Origin of the sequence: Micrococcus sp. APC 4021, assembly GCF_030407635.1 — a bacterium.
Classification (GTDB): domain Bacteria; phylum Actinomycetota; class Actinomycetes; order Actinomycetales; family Micrococcaceae; genus Micrococcus; species Micrococcus luteus.
In genome coordinates this window covers 1-20,313 of sequence record NZ_JASDCZ010000032.1, presented here as the reverse complement: position 1 = coordinate 20,313, position 20,313 = coordinate 1, and the positions used below count along the sequence as shown (strand labels likewise).

Here is a 20,313-nt window from a genome sequence, read left to right as displayed (position 1 = left end):
GCTCAGCAGCGCCAGGGCCGCGTCCGCGCGGCCCTGGCGCTGCTGGGCCTGCTGGGCGGCGCGGGCGCGGACGGGGTGGGCATGCCCCCATCCTGCCGTGTCGGACGGGGCGGCACATCCGGGGAGGATTCCGGGAGTTCCCGGATGGGCGGGGGCCGCAGGCGGACGAGGATGGAGACATGACGAGCACACACGACCCGTTCACCGGCCCCGGCCCCCACGTCGCCCCCGACGGAGCCGCCTCGGGCGAGACCGGCCCCGACGGACTGAACGCCCTGCCGGGCTGGCTGCGCCGCGCCGTCCTGAGCTGGGGCGTGCGCCGCTCGCCGGCCTCGTGGGTCGGCGGGGTGCTCGGCGGGGTGGCCGAGCGCTACCGCATCGACCCGCTGCTCGCCCGCGGCGTGTTCGTCGCCGTGTGCATGGTCTCCGCGGGCCTGGGCCTGCTGGCCTACGCGGCCGCCTGGGCCGTGCTCCCCGACGCCGACGGACGCGTGCAGTTCGGCCGCCTGCGCCGCAGGGAGTGGCAGGACGCCACCGTGGCCATCGGCGTGATCGGGGCGATCGGCGCCCTCAACCTGCTGCTCGGCGCCGGGTTCACCCTCATCGCCCCGGCCGTGGGCGGCCCCGGCTCCCTCCTGGGCCTGGGCGCGCTGGCCGTGCTCGTCTGGTGGCTCGTGACCCGCTGGGACGGCCGGGCGCAGGCCCGCGTGGCCCCGGGCCGGGCCCCCGACGCCGACCAGCCCAGCCACGCCGTGCCGCGCCCGGCCTGGTACGTCGGCGGAGGTCCGCGCGAGCGGGCGGCCGAGGTCACCGACCCGCACGGCTTCCACCCCGAATGGATCGACCCCGCGACCGGCACCTGGCGCGACCACGTCCACTCCCGCGAGCGGCGAGCCGCGGCGCGCCTGGCCGAGGAGGCCCCCCGGGCAGCCACCGCCCCGACCGGCTCGGGGTCCGCAGCCACGGCCGCGAAGCCGCGCCTCGGGCCGATCGCGCAGGCCGCCACCTACGCCGGGGCCGTCCTCGCCGCGCTCGCCGCCCTCGGGATCAGCCTGCTGCTCGGTGTCGGTCCGACCCCCACGCTGCTGGCGGTGCCGATGCTCGTGGCCGCGCTCGCGGTGATCGCCCCCGTCCTGCTGGGCGCTCTGCTCAGCGGCCGTCGTCCCGGCACCCTCGGCCCGGCGAGCGGCATCCTCGTGGGTGCGACGGCCCTCCAGGTCGCCGTCCTCGTGGCCCTCGGCTGACCCGCCGCCCGTCGCCCGTCCCCTGACGCGACGCGGCGGGCACGCCTAGGGTGGTGCCGACCCCCACGAGAACGCCCGAGAGGACCCCCATGCGCGTCGGAATGCTCACCTCCGGAGGCGACTGCCCCGGCCTCAACGCCGTCATCCGCTCCGCCGTCCTGCACGGCATCAAGTCGTACGACATGGAGATGGTGGGCATCCGCCACGGGTGGTCCGGCCTGATCGAGAAGGACGTCGAGGACCTGCCCCGCTCCCGCGTGCGCGGCCTGGCCCGCACCGGCGGCACCATCCTCGGCACCTCCCGCACGCACCCCTACAACGCGGAGGGCGGCGGCCCGGAGAACATGCTCCGCAACCTGCGCGAGCTGGACATCGACGCCGTCATCGCGATCGGCGGCGAGGGCACCCTGGCCGGCGCGAACCGCCTGGCCGCGGACGGGCTGCCGATCGTGGGCGTGCCCAAGACGATCGACAACGACCTGCAGGGCACCGACTACACGTTCGGCTTCGACACGGCCGTGCAGATCGCCACGGACGCCATGGACCGGCTGCGCACCACGGGCGAGTCCCACCACCGCTGCATGGTCGCCGAGGTCATGGGCCGCCACGTCGGCTGGATCGCCCTGCACTCGGGCATGGCCGCCGGCGCCCACGCGATCCTCATCCCCGAGGTCCGCACCCCGATGTCCCAGGTCGCCGAGTGGGTGCAGCAGGTCCACGACCGCGGTCGCTCCCCGCTGGTCGTGGTGGCGGAGGGCTTCGTCCCCGAGGGCCACGACGATCCGCTGGCCGAGGCCGGGGTCGAGGCGTCCGGCCGGCCGCGTCTGGGCGGCATCGGCGAGTGGGTGACCCGCGAGATCGAGGAGATGACGGGCATCGAGACGCGCAGCACCATCCTGGGCCACATCCAGCGCGGCGGCGCCCCCACCGCCACGGACCGCGTGCTCTCCACGCGCTTCGGCATGGGCGCCGTCGACCTCGTCGCCCAGCGCCGCTGGGGACAGATGGTGGCGGCCAACGGCACGGAGATCATCTCCATCCCCATGAGCGCCGCCCTCAAGGGCCTCAAGAAGGTGCCGGTCTCCCGCTACGACGAGGCGAAGATCCTGTTCGGCCGGTGAGACCCGACCACCCCGCCGTCGGCGTGCTGGCCCTCGGGCTGGCGCGTCGGCTCGGCCTGCCCGACACCGCGCTCCTGCCCGGCGACGCCCCGGCGGCGGGCGCCGAGCCGCGCCGCATCGAGGTGGCCCGGCAGGGCGTCGCCGAGGCGGAGGTGCTGGCCCTGCCCTGGGCCACCGTCGTGGCGGGGCCGGCGTGGTTCACGCGTGCCTGCCGCGGCGTGCCCGCCGAGGCGCTGGGCGTGGAGTCGGCCCTGCTGCGGACGGCGGTGCGCGCCGCCGCCGGGGAGGCCGTGCGCTCCCGCGGCGAGTTCACGCTCTACGCCGCCGAGGAACCGCCGCCGGTCGACCCCTCGCGCACCGTCGCCGTGTCCGACGACCCCACCCACGTCCACGCCGTGGTCGCGCAGGCCCCCGCAGACGACGTGGCCGAGGCGGGTGTCCCCTCCTGGGAGTCCTCGGTCGCGCTCGTTCCCGACGACGGCGCGGGACGGGCGATCGAAGCCGCGGTGGCGGCGGCGGGGCATCGCGTGACGGGCGGCGTGCTGGCCTCGCTGGGCACCCTCACCCCACCGCGGCTGCGCGGTCGTGGGCTCGGCCGCTACGCGGTGGCCGTGGCGATGGACCGGGCGGCGCTGGAGGGGCTGCTGCCGTTCGCCGAGGTGCCGGCGGGCCACACAGCCGCGCACCACGTGGCGATCGCCGTCGGGCTGGAGGCGGCGGGCACGCGGACCGTCCTCGCGCTGGACTGAGCCGGCGAGTCGGTCAGCGCAGGCGGCCCACGCCGCGCGGTCGGCCGACGACCTGCCCGGCGTCCGGGGACACGAGCGGCTCCTGGCTCGCGGCGATCCAGCCGCCCTCGGCGGCACCGTCCTCGCCGGGAGCGTCCTCGCGGACCAGCAGCTCGGCGTCCACGGGCACCGTGCGCTTGAGCAGCGCCAGGGCGACGGCGCCCGCCTCATGGTGCTGGGCCGCGGCGGTGACCGTCCCCACCGGACGGGCGGCGGCGCGGGCCTCGGGCGTGTCCTCGGCCGGCCGGAGGATCACGGGGGCACCGTGCTCGGGGAGCGCGTGGACGGAGCCGTCCAGGAGCAGGCGGGTGAGGCGGCGGGGCGGGCGGCCCAGGTTGTGCACGCGCGCCACGGTCTCCTGACCGCGGTAGCAGCCCTTCTCGAGGTGCACGGCGGTGCGCAGCAGGTCCAGCTCGTGCGGGATCGCGCGGTCGTCCACGTCGAGGGCCCGGCGGGGGCGGCCGGCCTCGATGCGCAGCGCCTCGGCCGCCGTCGTGCCCGCCAGGGACCAGCCCGCGAGCACGCCCGTGCCGAGCGCGCGGACGGTGGCCTCGAGGTCGGCCCGGGTGACGAGGTACTCGCGCCAGGACCAGTCCGCACCCGGGTGGGTCGCCGGATCCGGATCGGCCGTGTAGGCCCAGCCGCCCGCCCCGACGCGCGGCCACGGGTCCAGCCACACGGTGCGGTCCTCCCAGCCGGGCACGGGCGCGGTGGCGCCCACGACGGCGACCGCCCCAGTGTGGTCCCGCAGCGTGACGTCGTGGGAGAAGCGCATCGAGGTGAGCCACGCGGCGAGGCCCGGGCCGTCCTCGCGGTCCGTGACGAGCCAGGCCGCGGCGCCGTCCTCGAGCAGGTGGGCGGCGTGCTCGATCCGCCCCTGCACGTCGAGGAAGAGGATCTCGGTGCTTGTGCCGGGGGGCAGCGTCTCGACGTGCTGCGTGCCGAGCGTGTGCAGCCAGCTCAGCCGGTCCGGGCCGGACACGGAGAGTACGGCCCGGTGGGAGAGGTCGACCAGGGCGCGGCCCCGGGCGAGGGCGCGCTGCTCGGGCAGGGGGCGACCGTAGTGCGCGGCGACGCCGGCGTCCGGGCCGCGGCCCTCGACGGCGCCGCCGGCCGGCCCCTGCGGCTCGGCCACGGCCAGGTCCAGCAGCGGGCTGCGGGAGGCCGTCACGACTGCTCCCCGCGAGCCCCGCGAGGACGCTCGGCCCCCGGGGCGAGCCGACCCTCGGCCGCGCTCGGCATGCGGTCCAGGATGGCGGAGGCGTGCGCCTCGAGCTCGGCGCCCGCGGCGTCCGCGACGTCCCAGCGCCAGAACAGCTGCCCGTTCACGAGACCGGCCATGCGGGTGGCCCGGTGGTACGGGCCGGCGGCGGAGCCGCGCAGGACCGCGTCCGTGGCCAGCTGCAGCTGCGGGCCCTTGATGCGGCCGTAGTACAGCTCGGACAGCGAGCCCGGATGCGTGATGGTGGCGGTCAGGCCGAAGCCCTCGTCGCCGGCGCGCAGCCGCTCGACGTCCTCGGCGGAGCGGAACGCGGGGACGATGTCCGCCGGGCGCATGCCGGGGCCGACGTCGCCGTCGCGCCGCGCCCGGTCCACCTGCCAGAAGCCGGACTCCACGGTCAGCGAACGCAGCAGCGTGCCGTCCGCCTCGCACAGCCACGACTCCGCGCGGTACTCGACGAACGGCAGACCATGCTCGGTGAAGTCCACCCGCTGGTAGAAGATCTCGGTGCCGGCGGAGCCGTCGCCGAGGCGGCCCTGGCCCTCCCAGCTGCCGATGAGCCAGGACAGGGGCGCGAGCTCGGGGGTGAGGTCGTACGGGAGTTCAGTCGCCATGGCAGATCACGGCGCGGCCCGACAGCGGGCCGCGCGTCCTCAGCGCTGGCCCTTGAAGAGGCCGCTGATGACGACCGCGGCGACGGCGGCCATGCCCAGGCCGGCCAGGACCACGAGGGCCAGGAAGAAGATCTCGAGCGCAAGAAGGGTATCCATGCGGGACATCCTACCGAGCGGGCCCGACCTGTCAGGCCAGGAAGCCCACCATGACGTGCGCCACGACGCCGGCCGCGCCCACGGGCGCCAACGCGAGGGCATAGCCCGCCCGGCGCGGGCGCAGGGTGGTGCCCACCGGCCGGTCCTCGGGCCGGGGTCGCGACGACGGCGCCGTGGCGGCGGTCAGGGACACGAGCACGGCCACCGCGAGCGCCGCGGCCGTGACGGCCGGCCGGTCCCGGGTGCCCACGCCGGCCAGCGCCGAGACGGGCCACGCGAGCACCGTGCCGAGGGGGATGACGACGAGCGCCAGGACCCCCGGCCGGCCCTGCATCCACGGGGTGAGGCCGACGAGGCAGACCGCGGCCACCGTGACCGCCAGCGTGATGACCAGCCCGGCGACCGCGGGGGTGTCGGTCCAACGTGAGACGGCCACCCAGCACGCCGTCACGACGGCCATGAACGCCCCGCCCATCGTGGCGACGGTGGACTCGAGGCGCAGCGGCCGGCCGGTCCCGCGCACCAGCTGGACGACGAACGAGGCCATGGTGCTCCAGGCGACGACGACGGCGAGCGGCTCGAAGAGCGTCCAGGCCCCGCTGCGCCCGTCCTCGAGCGGCGGCCACAGCAGCATGAGCAGCACCGCGACGGCCCCGGCGACGGCCAGGGTGACGCTGAGCGAGAGGCGCGCGGGCGCCCCCATCTGCCGCGGCCAGCCCCAGGCGATGACCAGGATCACGACGGCGGCGGCGAGGGCGGCGGGGACCGGGCCCAGCAGCGCGGCACCGCCCAGGACGAGGGCGGCGACGGCCGCACTCAGGGCCATGGACAAGCGCATCACCTGCCCCATCCTGCCAGGTGCGCACCGGCTCGGCCCTGGGCGGGCGACGGCGGGGCGCACCTCGCGGGCCACCGTCCTCCTTCCGTAGGGTGGCCGGCATGGCCGAACACCCCACCCCCACGACCTCCGACGCTGACGGCATGCCGCGCGTCGTCACCCCGCGCCCGGAGGAGGCGAGCGCCGTCCTGGACCTGGCCGACCGCGCCGGGGCGGCGGACGGTCATCCCCCGCTGTCGGACCAGACGCGCGTGCTGCTCGCCCGCGGCGGGCAGCTCTGGTGGGGGGCCACCCGGGGCCCGGACGGCGCGATCGACGGGGCGGCCGTGCTCGTGCCCGAGGGCGCGGCGGCGGTGCTCGAGCTCGTCGTCGACCCGGCCGCACGCCGCACCGGCCGGGGGTCGGCCCTGGCCGAGGCCGCGGCCGCCGCGGTCCGGGACCTGGCGCGGGAGGAGACCACGAGCGTCTGGGCCCACGGCATGCTCCCGGGGGCGGTCCGGCTCGCCCGGCGGCACGGCCTCGAGCCCGTCCGCGAGCTGCGCCGGATGCGCCTGTCGCACGCGGCGCTCGCGGCCCTGCCGGAGGTGCGGCTTGCCGACGGGGTGGCCCTGCGCGGCTTCGTCCCCGGCCAGGACGAGCAGGCCTGGCTGGACGTGAACGCCGCCGCCTTCGCGGACCACCCCGAACAGGGCAGCCTGACCCGCGCCGACCTCGACGACCGCATGGCGGAGGACTGGTTCGACGCCGACGGCCTCCTGCTCGCCGCCCGCGAGGCGGACGGGCGGCTGCTCGGCTTCCACTGGACGAAGGTGGAGCCGGATGCCGGAGCCGACGGCCCGCGCGTCGGGGAGGTGTACGCCGTGGGCGTCTCCCCCGACGCCCAGGGCCTCGGCCTCGGTCGGGCCCTGACGCTGGCGGGGCTGCACCGGATGGCGGAACAGGGAGTCGACGTCGTGGACCTGTACGTGGACGCGGACAACACGGCCGCCGTCGCGCTCTACGCGTCCCTCGGCTTCGAGCTGTTCGCCGCCGACGCCCAGTACCGCCGCCCCTGAGACCCTCGGGCGGGGGCCGGCCGGGCACATCCCGGCGGCCTCGTATCCTGGTGAGGCCGGCCCCCGTGGGGTCGGCCACGCCCCGTGCCCTGCCCCAGCAGTCGTCGCGGCCGCCGCACCCCGAGAGGAACCCGCCCCATGCCCTCGTCCCACGCCGACCGCGTCGCCCGCTGGTCCACGGAGGACCGCGCCTCGGAAGGCCCCCGCGCCGAGGTGCTGGCCGCCGGCATGCTGCCGTGGCGCCGCGTGCCCGGCGGCCTCGAGGTGATGGTGATCCACCGGCCCCGCTACGACGACTGGTCGTGGCCCAAGGGCAAGCTCGATCCGGGTGAGACGCTGCCGGAGTGCGCGGTCCGCGAGCTGCGCGAGGAGGTCGGCCTGGAGCTGCGGCCGGGCATCCCGCTGTGCGTGACCGCGTACGAGGTGCCCGGCAAGCGGGGCGTACGTCAGAGCAAGGAGGTCTGGTACTGGGCCGCCGAGGTCGACGGCCAGCGCGCCCTCCCCGACGGCGACGAGGTGGACGAGGTCCGCTGGGTCGGGCCGGACGAGGCCCGGCGGCTGCTGACGAACGACTCGGATCACGAACCGCTCGACCTGCTGCTGCGTGCCGCCTCCCGGGGGCGCCTGCGGACCGTGCCGCTGCTGGTGCTGCGCCACGCCAAGGCCAAGCCCCGCTCCTCGTGGTCCCGCGCCGAGCAGGAGCGCCCGCTGGCGGCGACGGGCCGGCGGCAGGCGCTCGCCGTCGAGGGCCTCGTGTCGGCCTGGCGGCCGGAGCGGCTGGTCTCCTCCCCGTGGCGCCGCTGCGTGGAGACGCTGGCCCCGCTCGTGAAGTCCAGCCGGCTGCCGCTGAAGACCAAGGGCGCGTTCACGGAGACCACGGCCCGGGAGAAGCCCAAGAAGACCCGCAAGGTGATGGCCGAGCTCATGGGCCGCTCCCGGCCGCTGGTCGTGTGCACGCACCGGCCGGTGCTGCCGACCCTGTTCGAGGTGGTCGAGGACGCGGCCGCCGGCCAGGCGGACCGCGTGCTGCGGGCCCTGCCGACCGAGGACCCGTGGCTGCGGCCCGGCGCTGTGCTCGTGGCGCACCGCGCGCTCGACCTCGACGGCGACGTGGTGGCCGTCGAGGTCTACGACCCCTGGGACGACTGAGCCGCCCGCGCCGGCCTCGGCCCGCACGACCGGGCCACCGTTGAGCGGGCCCGCCCCCGGCCCTAGGCTCGGGTCATGGAGAACACCGCCGCCCAGAGCCAGCCCGAGAAGATCGTCCACGAGCGCCTCACGGTGACCCGGGACCCGGACCGTCAGCGCTTCGAGCTGCGCCAGGACGGGACCTTCATCGGGTTCCTCGGCTACGACCAGGAGACCGTGCGCGGCGCGGACGGCGAGGACACCGTGGTCCTGCGCCTGCAGCACACCATCATCGACGAGCAGTTTGGCCGCCGCGGTTATGCCCGCGCCCTCGTGACCATGGTCCTGGACCGGCTGCGCGCGGAGGGTGACCGGATCGTGCCCGAGTGCTCCTACGTGGAGGACTACCTGCGCCGCTACCCCGAGTACCAGGACATGGTCTTCCACGGCTGACCGGGGGCGGGGCCCTGCCCTGCCGGTACCCGCCTCCCTGCCGTCCGGGCCGCGGGCTGGGACGCGGCCCGCCTGCGCCGGGCCGTCGACGACGCTCAGCGCGTCCGCTCGGATCGCTAGAGTGGGCCGGGTGAGCATCCCCACCCCCTACGAGGACCTCCTCGCCGACGTGATGGCCCACGGGGCCGTCAAGACGGACCGGACCGGCACGGGCACGCGCAGCGTGTTCGGCCGCCAGCTGCGCTTCGACCTGGCCGAGTCCTTCCCGCTGATCACCACCAAGCGCGTGCACTTCAAGTCGGTCGCGCTCGAGCTGCTGTGGTTCCTGCGCGGGGACTCGAACGTGCGGTGGCTCCAGGAGCGCGGCGTGCGGATCTGGAACGAGTGGGCGGACGAGGACGGCGAGCTCGGCCCCGTCTACGGCGTGCAGTGGCGCTCGTGGCCCACCCCGGACGGGGGCCACATCGACCAGATCGCCAAGGTCGTGGAGCAGATCCGGACGAACCCCGACTCGCGCCGGCACATCGTCACCGCGTGGAACCCCGCCGAGGTGGACGAGATGGCGCTGCCGCCGTGCCACGCGCTGTTCCAGTTCTACGTCTCCCCCGGTCAGGACGGCGCCCCCGGGCGGCTCTCATGCCAGCTCTACCAGCGCTCGGCGGACCTGTTCCTCGGCGTGCCGTTCAACATCGCCTCGTACGCGCTGCTCACGGTGATGGTCGCCCAGCAGACCGGGCTGACTCCCGGCGAGTTCGTGTGGACCGGCGGGGACGTGCACATCTACGCGAACCACGAGGAGCAGGTGCGCGAGCAGCTCTCCCGCGAGCCGTACCCGTACCCGCGGCTGCGGCTGCGGCGCACCCCCGCGTCGATCTTCGACTACGACTACGAGGACTTCGAGGTCCTCGACTACCGTCACCACCCCACCATCACGGCGCCGATCGCCGTCTGAGCCGAGGATGCGCAGCGACCCCATGAGCCGGGCCACCCGTCCCACCGAGCCCGTGATCGCCATGATCTGGGCCCAGACCCCCGAGCGCGTCATCGGCCGCGACGGCACCATGCCGTGGCACGTCCCCGAGGACCTCGCGCACTTCCGGGCCCACACGCACGGCCACCCCGTGATCATGGGCCGGCGCACGTGGGAGTCGTTCCCGGCGCGCTTCCGCCCGCTGCCCGGGCGCACGAACATCGTGGTCTCCCGCACCCTGACGGCCACCGAGGAGGCCGGCGCGGAGCTGCGGGCCGCGGGCGCCGTCGTCGTGCCGAACTTCGGGGCGGCCCTGGCCGCCGCGGCCGAGGCCGACGGCTGTGACACCGTGTGGGTGATCGGCGGTGCGACGCTCTACGAGCAGGCCCTCGACGTGGCCTCGCGCGCCGAGGTGACCGTGATCGACGCCGACGTCGACGGCGACACGCACGCCCCGCCGCTCGACGCCCGCTGGCGGCGCACCGCCGTCGACCCCGCCCCCGACGCGTGGCTGGACTCCGCCTCCGGCCCGCGCCACCGCTTCGAACGATGGGAACGCGACTGACATGGCCCCGACCGACTCCGACCAGCGTCTGCTCTCCCCGCAGGCGGTCTCGTTCCTCGCGCTCGTCGCCCTGCCCGTGCTGGCGTTCGTGTGCGCCGTGTTCGGGCTGATCCTCGTGCTGCAGGGCAAGACCATCGCCGGGCTGGTGTTCCTGCTCGTGCTGACCCAGGTGTTCGCCGTGGGCGGTCTCATCGCGTGGAACAGGCGGAAGCGTGCGCAGCAGGGCCGCTAGCCTGGAGGGCATGACTTCCGCTGCCCCCGCATCTGTGAACGCCCCCGACGCGGCCGCCGTGCCCACCGTGGGACTGGTCGGCTGGCGCGGCATGGTGGGGTCCGTCCTCCTGCAGCGCATGGCCGAGGAGGGCGACTTCGCCCGCGTCCACCCCGTCTTCTTCTCCACGTCCAACGCCGGCGGTCCCGCGCCCGTGCTCGAGGGCATGGCCGGCGACCCGGGCGTGCTCCAGGACGCGTACGACGTGGACGCGCTCAAGGCCCTGCCCGTGATCCTCACCGCGCAGGGCGGGGACTACACGCAGGCCGTGTACCCGAAGCTGCGCGCCGCCGGCTGGGACGGCATCTGGATCGACGCCGCCTCCACCCTGCGCATGGCGGACACCTCCGTGATCGCGCTGGACCCCGTGAACCGCGGCGTGATCGACGCCGCCCTGGCGAACGGGACGAAGGACTTCATCGGCGGCAACTGCACCGTGTCCTGCATGCTCATGGGCCTGGGTGGCCTGTTCAAGGCGGGCCTGGTCGAGTGGGGCACCGCCATGACCTACCAGGCGGCCTCCGGCGGCGGCGCCCGGCACATGCGCGAGCTGCTCACCCAGTACGCCGAGCTGGGCGGCGCGGTGCGGGCCGAGCTGGCCGATCCGGCGTCGGCGATCCTCGAGATCGACCGCAAGGTGATCGAGCTGCAGCGCGGCGGCCTGGACTCGACGCAGTTCGGCGTGCCGCTGGGCGGCTCGCTGATCCCCTGGATCGACTCCGACCTGGGCGACGGCGTCTCCCGCGAGGAGCGCAAGGCCTACGACGAGACCAACAAGGTGCTCGGGCTGACCGGGGCGGACCGGATCCCGTTCGACTCGCTGTGCGTGCGGATCGGCGCCATGCGCTCGCACTCGCAGGCCCTCACCCTCAAGCTCACCCAGGACGTGCCGCTGGACGAGGTCGAGCAGATCATCGCCGCGGACAACGAGTGGGTGCAGGTGGTGCCGAACACCAAGGAGGTCACGGTCACCGACCTGACCCCGATCGCCGCGACCGGCACCCTGCAGATCCCCGTCGGCCGGCTGCGCAAGCTCAACATGGGTCCCGAGTACCTCTCGGCGTTCACCGTCGGCGACCAGCTGCTGTGGGGTGCGGCCGAGCCCGTGCGTCGCATGCTGATGATCGCCACCGGCAACCTCTGAGCCGCGACGCCGGCGCCGCGGCGCGCGCGGGGACCCGGCCCCGCACCGGACCCCGGACCCGGCTCCCGTTTTCGTTCGGGAAACGGCGGGTGTTCGGGCGTTGTCGTTCGGGAAACGGCGCCCGCGCCGCCAAGGCGCGCCGTTTCCCGAACGAAAGCACTCCTGGCGGCGCCGTTTCCCGAACGAAAGCACTCCTGGGGGCGCCGTTTCCCGAACGAAAGTGAGGGGTCAGAGGCTGGTGCCGATGATCATCGGCTCGGGGTGCAGCTCGACGCCGAAGCGTTCGCGCACGCCGTCGCGCACGGTGCGCGCGACCGTCAGGACGTCCTCGGTGGTCGCGTCGCCGCGGTTGGTCATGGCGAGGGTGTGCTTCGTGGACACCGACGCGCGGCCCCCGGCCAGGCCGGTGCCGTCGGCTCCGCGGCCGTCCGGCCCGCCCTCGCGGGGGGCGACCTCGGGCAGCCCGAAGCCCTTCGCGAAGCCCGCGCGATCGATCAGCCAGGCCGCCGAGAGCTTCACGAGCGGCGTCCCGTCCTCGGCCTGGCCGGCGGCGAACGCCGGGGCGCCGTCGGGCAGGGAGGCCCGCACGGACGCGGGCACGATCGGGTTTGTGAAGTAGCTGCCCGTGGACCACGTGTCCGGGTCCGCCGGATCGGACACCATCCCCTTGGCGGCGCGCAGGGCCAGCACCTCGCGGCGGACCACCGCGAGCGGGGCATGGGCGCCCTCCTCGACGTCGAGCGCGGCCGCCAGCTGCCCGTAGCGGACCGGCGCCGTCGGCTCGGCGTCGGAGGAGGCGCGACGCAGCCGCAGGTCGATCGAGAGCACGATCCACCGGGGACTCGGCGCGCCGGTCTCCAGCATGGAGCGCTTGATCACGGAGTCGCGGTAGCCGAAGCGCAGGTCCGCGGGCGTCAGCTCGACGACGTCGCCCGCCTCCCGGTCCCACGCGCGCAGGGCGACGAGCACCTGCGAGACGTCCGCGCCGTACGCGCCGACGTTCTGCACGGGCGTCGCGCCGGCCGAGCCCGGGATGCCCGAGAGCGCCTCGATCCCGCCGAGCCCGTGCGCCACGGTCCATGCGACGGCGTCGTCCCACGGGTGGCCCGCCGCGATCCGCACGACGACGGCCTCCCCCTCGTGGTCCGCGGACCGGGCCCCGTCGCCGGCGGGCGGCGTCTCGCCCTCGCCGGGCAGCGGCCCGTCCAGCACGTGGATGCCCTCGAAGGCCAGCCGCACGACGGTGCCGGGGAAGCCGGCGTCCGCCATGAGGGTGTTGGAACCGCCGCCGAGGACGAACAGGGGCTCGCCCGCCGCGTCGGCGGCGCGCACGGCCTCGATCGCCTCGGCCTCGGTGCGCGCGGTGACCCACGCGCGCGCAGGCCCGCCGACGCGGGTGGTGGTGTGGTCCGCCAGCCGCTCGCTCACGCGCTCTCCCCCGCGGGGTCGGCCAGACGGACCACGGCCTGCGCCTTGGTCAGCACGCGCGGCTTCGCCGCGTCCGGGTTGGTGACGTTCAGGTCGATCCGCACGGTCCCGGCGGCCTCGTCCACGGCGCCGACCGTGCCGACGACCTCGAGCGTGGCGCCGGGGACGGGCGCGCCGTCGTCGTCCGTGCGCCCCGTGGTGTCCGCGACGGGCACCATGCCGGTGAAGCGGGTCTGGTAGTCGACGACGGCGCCCGGGTCGCCCGCCCAGTCCGAGACGAGCTGCACGGCCGCGCCCATGGTGAGCATCCCGTGGGCGATGACGCCGGGCAGGCCGACGTGCTCGGCGAACGACGGGGACCAGTGGATCGGGTTGCGGTCGCCGGAGGCACCCGCGTAGGCCACGAGGTCGGCGCGGGTGAACGTGACGGTGCGCGTGCCGACCACCTCGCCCCGGGCGAGGTCGGACAGGCGGGGGGCGGTGCTCATCAGGACTCCTCTCCCCGGACCAGCAGGGTGGACGTGACGGTGGAGACGGCCGCGCCGTCCAGATCTGCGATCTCGGTGACGGTGGTGACCATGCGGTTGCCGCCGAGGGACTTCACGGCCTCGACCCGCACGGTCGCCACGACCTCGTCCCCGGCCACCAGCGGGCGGTGGTGGACGAAGCGCTCGTCCGCGTGGACCACGCGCGAGAAGTCGATGCCCAGCTCGGGATCGGCGACGACGGCGGCCTCGGCGCGCTGGGCGATGACGACGGCGAAGGTCGGGGGGGCGACCAGGTCGGCGTGTCCCAGGGCCCGGGCGGCCGCGACGTCGTGGTGCGCGGGATGCTGGGCCTGCACGGCCTCGGCGAAGCCGCGGACCGCCTCACGACCGACCTGGAAGGGGGGCGCGGGCGGATAGCTCCGCCCGGCGACGTCGGGGTTCACGCTCAACTCGGGCCTCCTGCGGGACGGTTCTCGACTGCCGTCCAGCCTAACGGCCGGGGCGCCGCTCCCCCTGCCGGCGGGCGGCCTGGCGGAAGCGCACGAGCTGAGCGGACAGGTGAACGGCGACGCCCGCGCCGAGCACGCCCAGGGCGGTCCCGGAGACGGCGAGGCGTCCGGTGGTGCCGCCGACGACCGCCAGCACGATGCCCACGAGGAACAGCGCGGAGCCGGTCAGCACGAGGGTCCGGTACAGCCGGGAGCCGTGCTCCCACGGGGAGACGAAGCCGCGGGGCGCGGCGGTGCCGCGGGTGGGCTGGTGGGCGGGGCGACGCGTGGACATGCCCGCCAGGCTACCGGGGCGACGGACGGGCCCCGGAACGCGAAAGGACCCGGCCCCTCCGAGGAGGTGACCGGGTCCGTCCGATTCCGTAGCGGCGGGGGGACTCGATCCCCCGACCTCACGATTATGAGTCGTGCGCTCTAACCAGCTGAGCTACGCCGCCACGACACGAGAACGCCCGCACTCACGGTTTTCACGCCGCGAGGGCGGGCTCTCATGTCAGAGCCCCGACCGGGAATCGATCCCGGGACCTCCATCTTACCAAGATGGCGCTCTACCACTGAGCTATCGGGGCAACGAGGTGAGACTCTACCAGGGCCCCGGGGCCGATGCAAAATCGGCCCCGGTCACGGCCTCCGGCGGGGTCGGCACCCCGGCGGAATCAGCGGCGGGCGCCCCGATCCGAGCGCTCCTGGGCGCCCCAGCGGGGCTTGCGGCCGCCGGGGCGTCCCCTGCGGTCGCCACGGAAGCTGCGGTCGTCCCGGTCCTTGCGGAAGCCGCCACGATCCTCGCGGGAGCCGCGGTCGTCCCGGTCCTTGCGGTACCCGCCGCGCTGGCCGCCGTCGCGGTCCCCGCGGAAGCCGCCGCGCTCGCCGCGCTCGCCGCGGTCCTTGCGGAAGCCGCCGCGGCGCTCACCGCGGTCCTCGCCGTCGCGCTCGGCGCGGGTCGGGCGGCCGGTGTCCTTGCGCAGGCCGAGGCGACGGCCGTTGATCTCGGCGTTGGCCGCGGCCTCGAGCTGGGCCGAGGTCAGGTCTGCCGGCAGCTCGACGAGCGAGTGGTTGCCACGCAGGTCGATCGCGCCGATGGCCGAGGCGGGCAGGCCCACCTCGTTCGCCAGCGCGCCCACGATGTTGCCCGGCCGCACACGGTCCTGGTGGCCGACGGCGATCCAGTACGTCACGTTGCCGGCCGCGGGCTCCCGGGCCGGGCCACGCGAGCCGCGGCCGTCACTCGTGCCGCGCTCACGGCCGCCGTCGCGCCCACCCTCGCGGCCGCCGTCGCGGTCCTTGCGGCCGCGGGCGCCGCCGAACGGGATCTCCTGCTCGCGGGCCAGCAGCGGGCGGCCGCCCTGGGCCATCATGCCCAGTGCGGCGGCCACGCGCGCCGGCTCGGCCTCGTGCTCGTCGACGTACGCGGCGACGATCTCGCCGAACACCGCCAGCTCCTCCTCCGAGGCGCGCTCGAGGGTGCGGGTGATGCCGTCGGCGAAGCGACGCTTGCGGGCCGCGTTGACGTCGGCGACGGAGGGCACGGCCATCTCCTCGACCTGCTGGCGGGTGGTCCGCTCGATCTGCTTGAGCAGGAAGCGCTCACGCGGGGTCATGAAGAGCACGGCGTCGCCCTGTCGGCCGGCGCGGCCGGTGCGGCCGATGCGGTGCACGTAGGACTCGGCGTCCTGCGGGATGTCGTAGTTGACCACGTGCGAGATGCGCTCGACGTCCAGGCCGCGGGCGGCGACGTCGGTGGCCACGAGGATGTCCACGCGGCCGGCCTTCAGGTCCTCCACGGTCTTCTCGCGCTGCTTCTGGGCGATGTCGCCGGAGATGGCCACGGCCTTGAACCCGGCGCGCGTGAGCTTCTGGGCGAGCTCCTCGGTGCCGGCACGGGTGCGCACGAAGGCGATGACGCCGTCGTGCTCCTCGGTCTCGAGGATCCGGCTCAGGGCCTCGAACTTCCACTGGTGGCCCACCTGCAGGTAGCGCTGGCGGATCGTGGCGGACGTCGTCGACTGACGGGCGACGGCCACCTCCTCCGGGGCGTTCAGGTACTGGGCGGAGATGCGACGGATGGCCGGGGGCATGGTGGCGGAGAACAGGGCGGTCTGCTTCGTGTCCGGGGTGGAGGCGAGGATGCGGTCCACCTCCTCCGCGAAGCCCATGCGCAGCATCTCGTCCGCCTCGTCCAGCACGAGGGTCTGCAGGTCGGAGAGGTCCAGCGAGCCGCGCTCGAGGTGGTCGATCACGCGGCCCGGCGTGCCGACGACGACCTGCGCACCCCGACGCAGTCCGGCCAGCTGCGGGCCGTACGGGGAGCCGCCGTAGACGGCGAGCACGGAGACGTCGTCGAGGTGCTTGGCGTAGCTGTCGAAGGCGTCGGCCACTTGGAGGGCGAGCTCGCGGGTCGGGGCGAGGACGAGCACCTGCGGGGTGTCCGCGCGCCCGGTCACGTCCGTGGTCTCGGCGAGGCGGGACAGGGCCGGCAGCGCGAACGCGCCGGTCTTGCCGGTGCCGGTCTGGGCCAGGCCCACGACGTCGCGGCCGTCCAGCAGCAGCGGGATGGTCGCCTCCTGGATCGGCGAGGGGCGGGTGTAGCCCAGGTCTTCGACGGCGGCCAGCACGCGGGCGTCCAGGCCGAGGTCCAGGAAGGTGGGGCCGGCGGGCTCGGCCGGGGCCTCAGGGGCGGCGGGCTCGGCGGGTGCCTCGGGGGCGGCGTCGACCTGCGGGACGGTCCCGGTGGCCTCCTGCTCCGCCTCGGCGAGCTCGGGGGCGACCTCGGCGGTGGTCTGGGGATCGAGGATGTCGGACATGGGTCCTCCTGTGGGGATGCGCGGGCGCACGCCGGAGGACGTCGGTCGCGGGTCGACGTCGTGGGGCGCAGGGGCCAGCTGGGTCAGATGATTCCGTCCACCCGGCAGCCCCCGAGGGCCACGACGTTCGTGACCCGCACACACATCTGCACAGACATCTGCAGTCCGGCGTGGCACACGCGTCCACGCTCATTCATCACAGGGGGAGAGACCGGATCCGGTCCGCCCAGTCTACGCCACCGGATCCCGGGCCGGGCTGTGCCCTCGGACACCCCGGTCGCTCACCGGCCGGGGCGATAGGCTCGGCAGGTGCCCCAGAACAGCGAAGACCGCCCCCTCGCCCGCGGGCTCGGCCGGGCCGCCGGCCGCGCCGCCCAGTCCTTCCGGGAGAATCAGCGGGCCGACGACGCACGGCTGCGCGCCGAGCGCGCCCGCCTCACCGCCGAGGACGAGGAGCGCCTGGAACGGCGCCGCGCGGACCGCGAGCGCGACCTGGTCGCGCGGGACGCGGCCGAGTCCGACGCCGGCCTCGTCCACCCGCTCCTGAAGGTCGCGCGCCTCTACTGGCTCGCGGTCACCGTGGTGCTGATCGGCATCGCGGGCGCGTTCCTCTGGAACGGGGCCCGCGCACAGGACAGCGGCGAGCCCGTCATCGATCCGCTCACCGGCATGGAGTCGGTGGGCGTGCTGGGCGGCGCGACGGGGCAGTTCACGATGGGCACCGCCGTCGCCCTGCTGGCCGCGGCGTCCCTGTGGGGCTGGATCGGTCTGCTGCGCCGCCGTCGTTCGGCGATCGGGACCCTGACGTTCATCGCCGTCCTGCTGGCCGCCCCCGCGTTCCTGCGGGCCAACGGCCTGCTGATCATCCTCGCCGTCGTGATGCTCCTGGGCGCCGCGCTCGTCTGGCTGCCGCCCGTGCGCTCGCGCGTGCGGCGCTGAGCCCGCGCGTCCCGCCCCCGCCGCCGGGCGGCGGCGCCGCTCAGTCCTCCACGGGACGGGCGGAGGCGACGACGGGCCGGGCCGTGGCGAGGTCGTACTCCATGACCTGACGGCCGCCGATCCACACGCGCAGGGCCCGCTGCATGACATCGAGCGGGTCGCCGGACCAGAGCACCAGGTCGGCATCCTTGCCCACCTCGAGGGAGCCGATGCGGTCGTCCAGCCCCAGCACGCGCGCGGGATGCAGGGTGATGGCGCGCAGGGCGGTCTCCCGGTCCAGGCCCTCCTTCACCGACAGCGCCGCCTGGTAGACGAGGAAGTCGATGGGCACCACCGGGTGGTCGGTGATGATGCTGATCTCGACGCCGGCCCGCGCCAGACGCCCCGGGTTGCGCATCGAGCGGCCCCGCAGCTCCGGCTTGGACTTGGTGGTGAACAGCGGGCCGATCAGCACCGGCACGCCGCGGGCCGCGAGCTGGCCGGCCAGCGGGTGCGCCTCGGTGCCGTGGTCCAGGACGAGGTCGTAGCCGAACTCGTCGGCCAGGCGCAGGGCGGTGGCGACGTCGTCCGTGCGGTGGCAGTGCTGGCGCCAGGGGATCGTGCGCTCCAGGACGAGGGCGAGGGCGTCGAGGTGGGGATCGCGAGTGAAGGGCTTGTCCTCGCGCTCGGCCTCCGCGCGGCGGGCCATGTAGCCCTGCGCCCGCAGGAACGCCTCGCGGATCACGAGGGCGGTGCCCAGCCGCGTGGACGGGGTGCGGCCCTTCTCCTTGTAGACGTTCTTGGGGTTCTCGCCGAGGGCGGACTTCACGCCCGAGGGGCTGCGCAGCACCATCTCGTCCACGGTGCGTCCGTGGGTGTGCAACGCGACCGCCTGGCCGCCGATCGGGTTGCCCGAGCCGGGGTTCACGTTCACGGTGGTCACCCCGCCGGCCAGGGCGTCCTTCCAGCCCGGCTCGTTCGGGTCGACGGCGTCGATCGCCCGCACCCCGGCCATCACGGGGTCCGTCATCTCGTTGACGTCCGCGGTCGCACCGACCTCGCCCTCGGCGTGCATGCCCAGGTGGACGTGCGCGTCCACGAAGCCGGGCAGCACCCAGCGTCCCTCGCAGTCCACCACCTCGGCGCCGTCGGGCGCCTCGACGTCGGGGCCGAGCGCGGTGATCCGGCCGTCCTCGACGAGCAGGGCGCCGTCGAACGGCTCGGCGGCGACGGGGACGACATGGGCGTTGACGAAGGCGGTGAGGGTCATGCCCGTCACACTACGCCGCCCCGTGCTCCCCACCCGTGCGCTAGACCTCTGGCGGACGTCGGCGGGTCAGAGGCTGCCCAGAGCCCGCTCCAGGTCCGCCACGAGGTCCTCGGCGTCCTCGATGCCCACCGACAGGCGCAGCAGGTCGTCCGGCACGGCCAGCTCGGTGCCGGCCACGGAGGCGTGGGTCATCTCCGCCGGGTAGTTCATCAGCGACTCGATGCCGCCCAGGGACTCGGCGAGCTGGAACAGGCGGGTCGACTCGGCCACGCGGCGGGCCGCCGCGGCGCCGCCGGACAGGCGCAGCGAGACCATGCCGCCGAAACCGCGCATCTGCCGCTGCGCGAGCTCATGGCCGGGGTGGTCCGGCAGCCCCGGGTAGAGCACCTGGGAGACCTCGGCGCGGCCGGTGAGCCACTCGGCGACCGCCTGGGCGTTGGCCTGGTGACGGTCCATGCGCACCCCGAGCGTCTTGAGGCCGCGCGTGGTCAGGTACGCGTCCATGGGCCCGTTCACGGCCCCCGCCGCGAACTGCTGGAACTTCACCTGCTCGGCGAGTGCGGCGTCCGGGATCACGAGCGCCCCGCCGATCACGTCCGAGTGGCCGCCGATGTACTTCGTGGTGGAGTGCACCACCACGTCCGCGCCGAGGGCGATCGGGGACTGCAGGTACGGCGTCGCGAAGGTGTTGTCCACCACGAGCAGGGCGCCGTGCGCGTGGGCCGCCTCGGCGACCGCGGCGACGTCGGAGATCTTCATCATCGGGTTCGACGGGGTCTCCAGCCACACCATGACCGGCCCCGCGGCGGCGGCGCGCTCGACGGCGGCGGCGACCTGCTCGGCGTCCCCCATGTCCACGACGACGTGCTCCACGCCCCACGGGGCGAGCACGCGGGAGATGAGGCGGTAGGAGCCGCCGTACACGTCGTTGCCGAGCACGATCGTCATGCCCGGCCGGCCCGCGCCCATGATCAGCGCGGTCTCCGCGGCCAGGCCGGAGGCGAACGTGAGGCCGGTGGCCCGGGGGGCGCCGGACTCGTCGACGCCGGCCTCGAGCGCGGCCAGCTGCTCCTGCAGCGCGTCCCGGGTGGGGTTGGTGCCGCGGCCGTAGTCGTAGCCGCGCCGCAGCTCGCCGACGGCCGTGGGCGCGTAGGTGCTCGAGAGGTGGATCGGCGGGACGACGGCGCCGAACACCTCGTCCAGGTGCTGGCCCGCGTGCACGGCGCGCGTGCCGAAGCCTCCCCCCTGGGGGTGGGCGGCGGCGTCTTCGGCGCCGGTGTCGGGGGTGGTGGCGTGCGGGTCCTCGTGGACGTTCTGCTCGGTCATCTCG

At 75.2% G+C, this 20,313-nt stretch carries 21 protein-coding genes and 2 tRNA genes; 11 read left to right on the top strand and 12 right to left on the bottom strand.

Annotated elements, in window-relative coordinates; translation table 11 throughout:
* Positions 1–179: 179 nt before the first annotated feature.
* The 3 genes from QL983_RS04705 (at position 180) to QL983_RS04695 (ending at position 3,114) form a co-directional block, all read left to right on the top strand.
* A complete protein-coding gene (locus QL983_RS04705; protein ID WP_290151490.1) occupies positions 180–1,244 on the top strand; it encodes a PspC domain-containing protein in 1,065 nt (354 codons plus the stop codon).
* An 89-nt stretch (positions 1,245–1,333) separates the two neighbouring features.
* The gene (locus tag QL983_RS04700) at positions 1,334–2,365 is read left to right on the top strand and encodes an ATP-dependent 6-phosphofructokinase (protein WP_290151489.1); all 1,032 of its coding nucleotides are present in this window, start codon (positions 1,334–1,336) and stop codon (positions 2,363–2,365) included.
* On the top strand, positions 2,362–3,114 hold the full coding sequence (locus QL983_RS04695; RefSeq protein WP_290151488.1) for a hypothetical protein: 753 nt from the start codon (positions 2,362–2,364) through the stop codon (positions 3,112–3,114). Before QL983_RS04700 ends, QL983_RS04695 begins: the two co-directional genes overlap by 4 nt.
* A 13-nt stretch (positions 3,115–3,127) precedes the next feature.
* On the opposite strand, the gene QL983_RS04690 is transcribed toward QL983_RS04695, so the two are convergent.
* The 3 genes from QL983_RS04690 to QL983_RS04680 form a co-directional block, all read right to left on the bottom strand.
* Complete coding sequence (locus tag QL983_RS04690; RefSeq protein ID WP_095694872.1) at positions 3,128–4,324, bottom strand: folate-binding protein YgfZ; 1,197 nt, start codon at positions 4,322–4,324, stop codon at positions 3,128–3,130.
* Positions 4,321–4,989: an FABP family protein gene (locus QL983_RS04685; protein WP_135019254.1), complete on the bottom strand. Its 669-nt coding sequence runs from the start codon at positions 4,987–4,989 to the stop codon at positions 4,321–4,323. The genes QL983_RS04690 and QL983_RS04685 overlap by 4 nt, the downstream gene beginning before the upstream one ends.
* A 187-nt stretch (positions 4,990–5,176) precedes the next feature.
* Positions 5,177–5,983, bottom strand: a complete 807-nt coding sequence (locus QL983_RS04680) for a hypothetical protein (RefSeq protein ID WP_228070389.1) — start codon at positions 5,981–5,983, stop codon at positions 5,177–5,179.
* 101 nt (positions 5,984–6,084) lie between these two features.
* On the opposite strand from QL983_RS04680, the gene mshD reads away from it, so the two are divergent.
* From mshD to asd, 7 genes are all read left to right on the top strand, one after another.
* Positions 6,085–7,038, top strand: a complete 954-nt coding sequence (gene mshD, locus QL983_RS04675; RefSeq protein WP_135019256.1) for a mycothiol synthase — start codon at positions 6,085–6,087, stop codon at positions 7,036–7,038.
* A 138-nt stretch (positions 7,039–7,176) separates the two neighbouring features.
* Positions 7,177–8,187, top strand: a complete 1,011-nt coding sequence (locus QL983_RS04670; RefSeq protein ID WP_113913807.1) for an NUDIX hydrolase — start codon at positions 7,177–7,179, stop codon at positions 8,185–8,187.
* 75 nt (positions 8,188–8,262) lie between these two features.
* Positions 8,263–8,619: a GNAT family N-acetyltransferase gene (locus QL983_RS04665; RefSeq protein WP_041103569.1), complete on the top strand. Its 357-nt coding sequence runs from the start codon at positions 8,263–8,265 to the stop codon at positions 8,617–8,619.
* A 121-nt stretch (positions 8,620–8,740) separates the two neighbouring features.
* Entirely contained in the window at positions 8,741–9,571 is an 831-nt protein-coding gene (locus QL983_RS04660; protein WP_002854751.1) for a thymidylate synthase, read from the top strand.
* A gap of 22 nt (positions 9,572–9,593) precedes the next feature.
* Positions 9,594–10,154, top strand: coding sequence for a dihydrofolate reductase (locus tag QL983_RS04655; RefSeq protein ID WP_036337888.1), 561 nt, complete (start codon positions 9,594–9,596; stop codon positions 10,152–10,154).
* 1 nt (position 10,155) lies between these two features.
* Entirely contained in the window at positions 10,156–10,386 is a 231-nt protein-coding gene (locus tag QL983_RS04650; protein ID WP_036337885.1) for an NF038396 family protein, read from the top strand.
* A gap of 10 nt (positions 10,387–10,396) precedes the next feature.
* Complete coding sequence (gene asd, locus QL983_RS04645) at positions 10,397–11,569, top strand: aspartate-semialdehyde dehydrogenase (RefSeq protein WP_063188676.1); 1,173 nt, start codon at positions 10,397–10,399, stop codon at positions 11,567–11,569.
* 228 nt (positions 11,570–11,797) lie between these two features.
* Here the strand turns inward: asd and QL983_RS04640 are convergent, their stop codons facing one another.
* The 7 genes from QL983_RS04640 to QL983_RS04610 form a co-directional block, all read right to left on the bottom strand.
* Positions 11,798–12,997, bottom strand: coding sequence for a UDP-N-acetylmuramate dehydrogenase (locus tag QL983_RS04640; RefSeq protein ID WP_078025941.1), 1,200 nt, complete (start codon positions 12,995–12,997; stop codon positions 11,798–11,800).
* A complete protein-coding gene (locus QL983_RS04635; protein WP_078025942.1) occupies positions 12,994–13,485 on the bottom strand; it encodes a MaoC/PaaZ C-terminal domain-containing protein in 492 nt (163 codons plus the stop codon). The genes QL983_RS04640 and QL983_RS04635 overlap by 4 nt, the downstream gene beginning before the upstream one ends.
* A complete protein-coding gene (locus QL983_RS04630; RefSeq protein WP_010080353.1) occupies positions 13,485–13,934 on the bottom strand; it encodes a MaoC family dehydratase N-terminal domain-containing protein in 450 nt (149 codons plus the stop codon). The genes QL983_RS04635 and QL983_RS04630 overlap by 1 nt, the downstream gene beginning before the upstream one ends.
* Positions 13,935–13,974: 40 nt before the next feature.
* Complete coding sequence (locus tag QL983_RS04625; RefSeq protein WP_041103577.1) at positions 13,975–14,268, bottom strand: hypothetical protein; 294 nt, start codon at positions 14,266–14,268, stop codon at positions 13,975–13,977.
* A gap of 89 nt (positions 14,269–14,357) precedes the next feature.
* Positions 14,358–14,431 (bottom strand) — tRNA-Met (locus tag QL983_RS04620).
* A 60-nt stretch (positions 14,432–14,491) separates the two neighbouring features.
* Positions 14,492–14,563 (bottom strand) — tRNA-Thr (locus QL983_RS04615).
* A gap of 87 nt (positions 14,564–14,650) precedes the next feature.
* Positions 14,651–16,795, bottom strand: a complete 2,145-nt coding sequence (locus tag QL983_RS04610) for a DEAD/DEAH box helicase (protein ID WP_078025943.1) — start codon at positions 16,793–16,795, stop codon at positions 14,651–14,653.
* A gap of 309 nt (positions 16,796–17,104) precedes the next feature.
* Between QL983_RS04610 and QL983_RS04605 the strand changes: the two genes are divergently transcribed.
* Complete coding sequence (locus QL983_RS04605) at positions 17,105–17,734, top strand: hypothetical protein (protein WP_060974118.1); 630 nt, start codon at positions 17,105–17,107, stop codon at positions 17,732–17,734.
* A 40-nt stretch (positions 17,735–17,774) separates the two neighbouring features.
* Here QL983_RS04605 and QL983_RS04600 read toward each other — a convergent pair whose 3' ends face one another.
* Entirely contained in the window at positions 17,775–18,983 is a 1,209-nt protein-coding gene (locus QL983_RS04600) for an amidohydrolase (RefSeq protein ID WP_078025944.1), read from the bottom strand.
* A gap of 66 nt (positions 18,984–19,049) precedes the next feature.
* A complete protein-coding gene (locus QL983_RS04595) occupies positions 19,050–20,309 on the bottom strand; it encodes a cystathionine gamma-synthase (RefSeq protein WP_078025945.1) in 1,260 nt (419 codons plus the stop codon).
* Between the last annotated feature and the right edge of the window lie 4 nt (positions 20,310–20,313).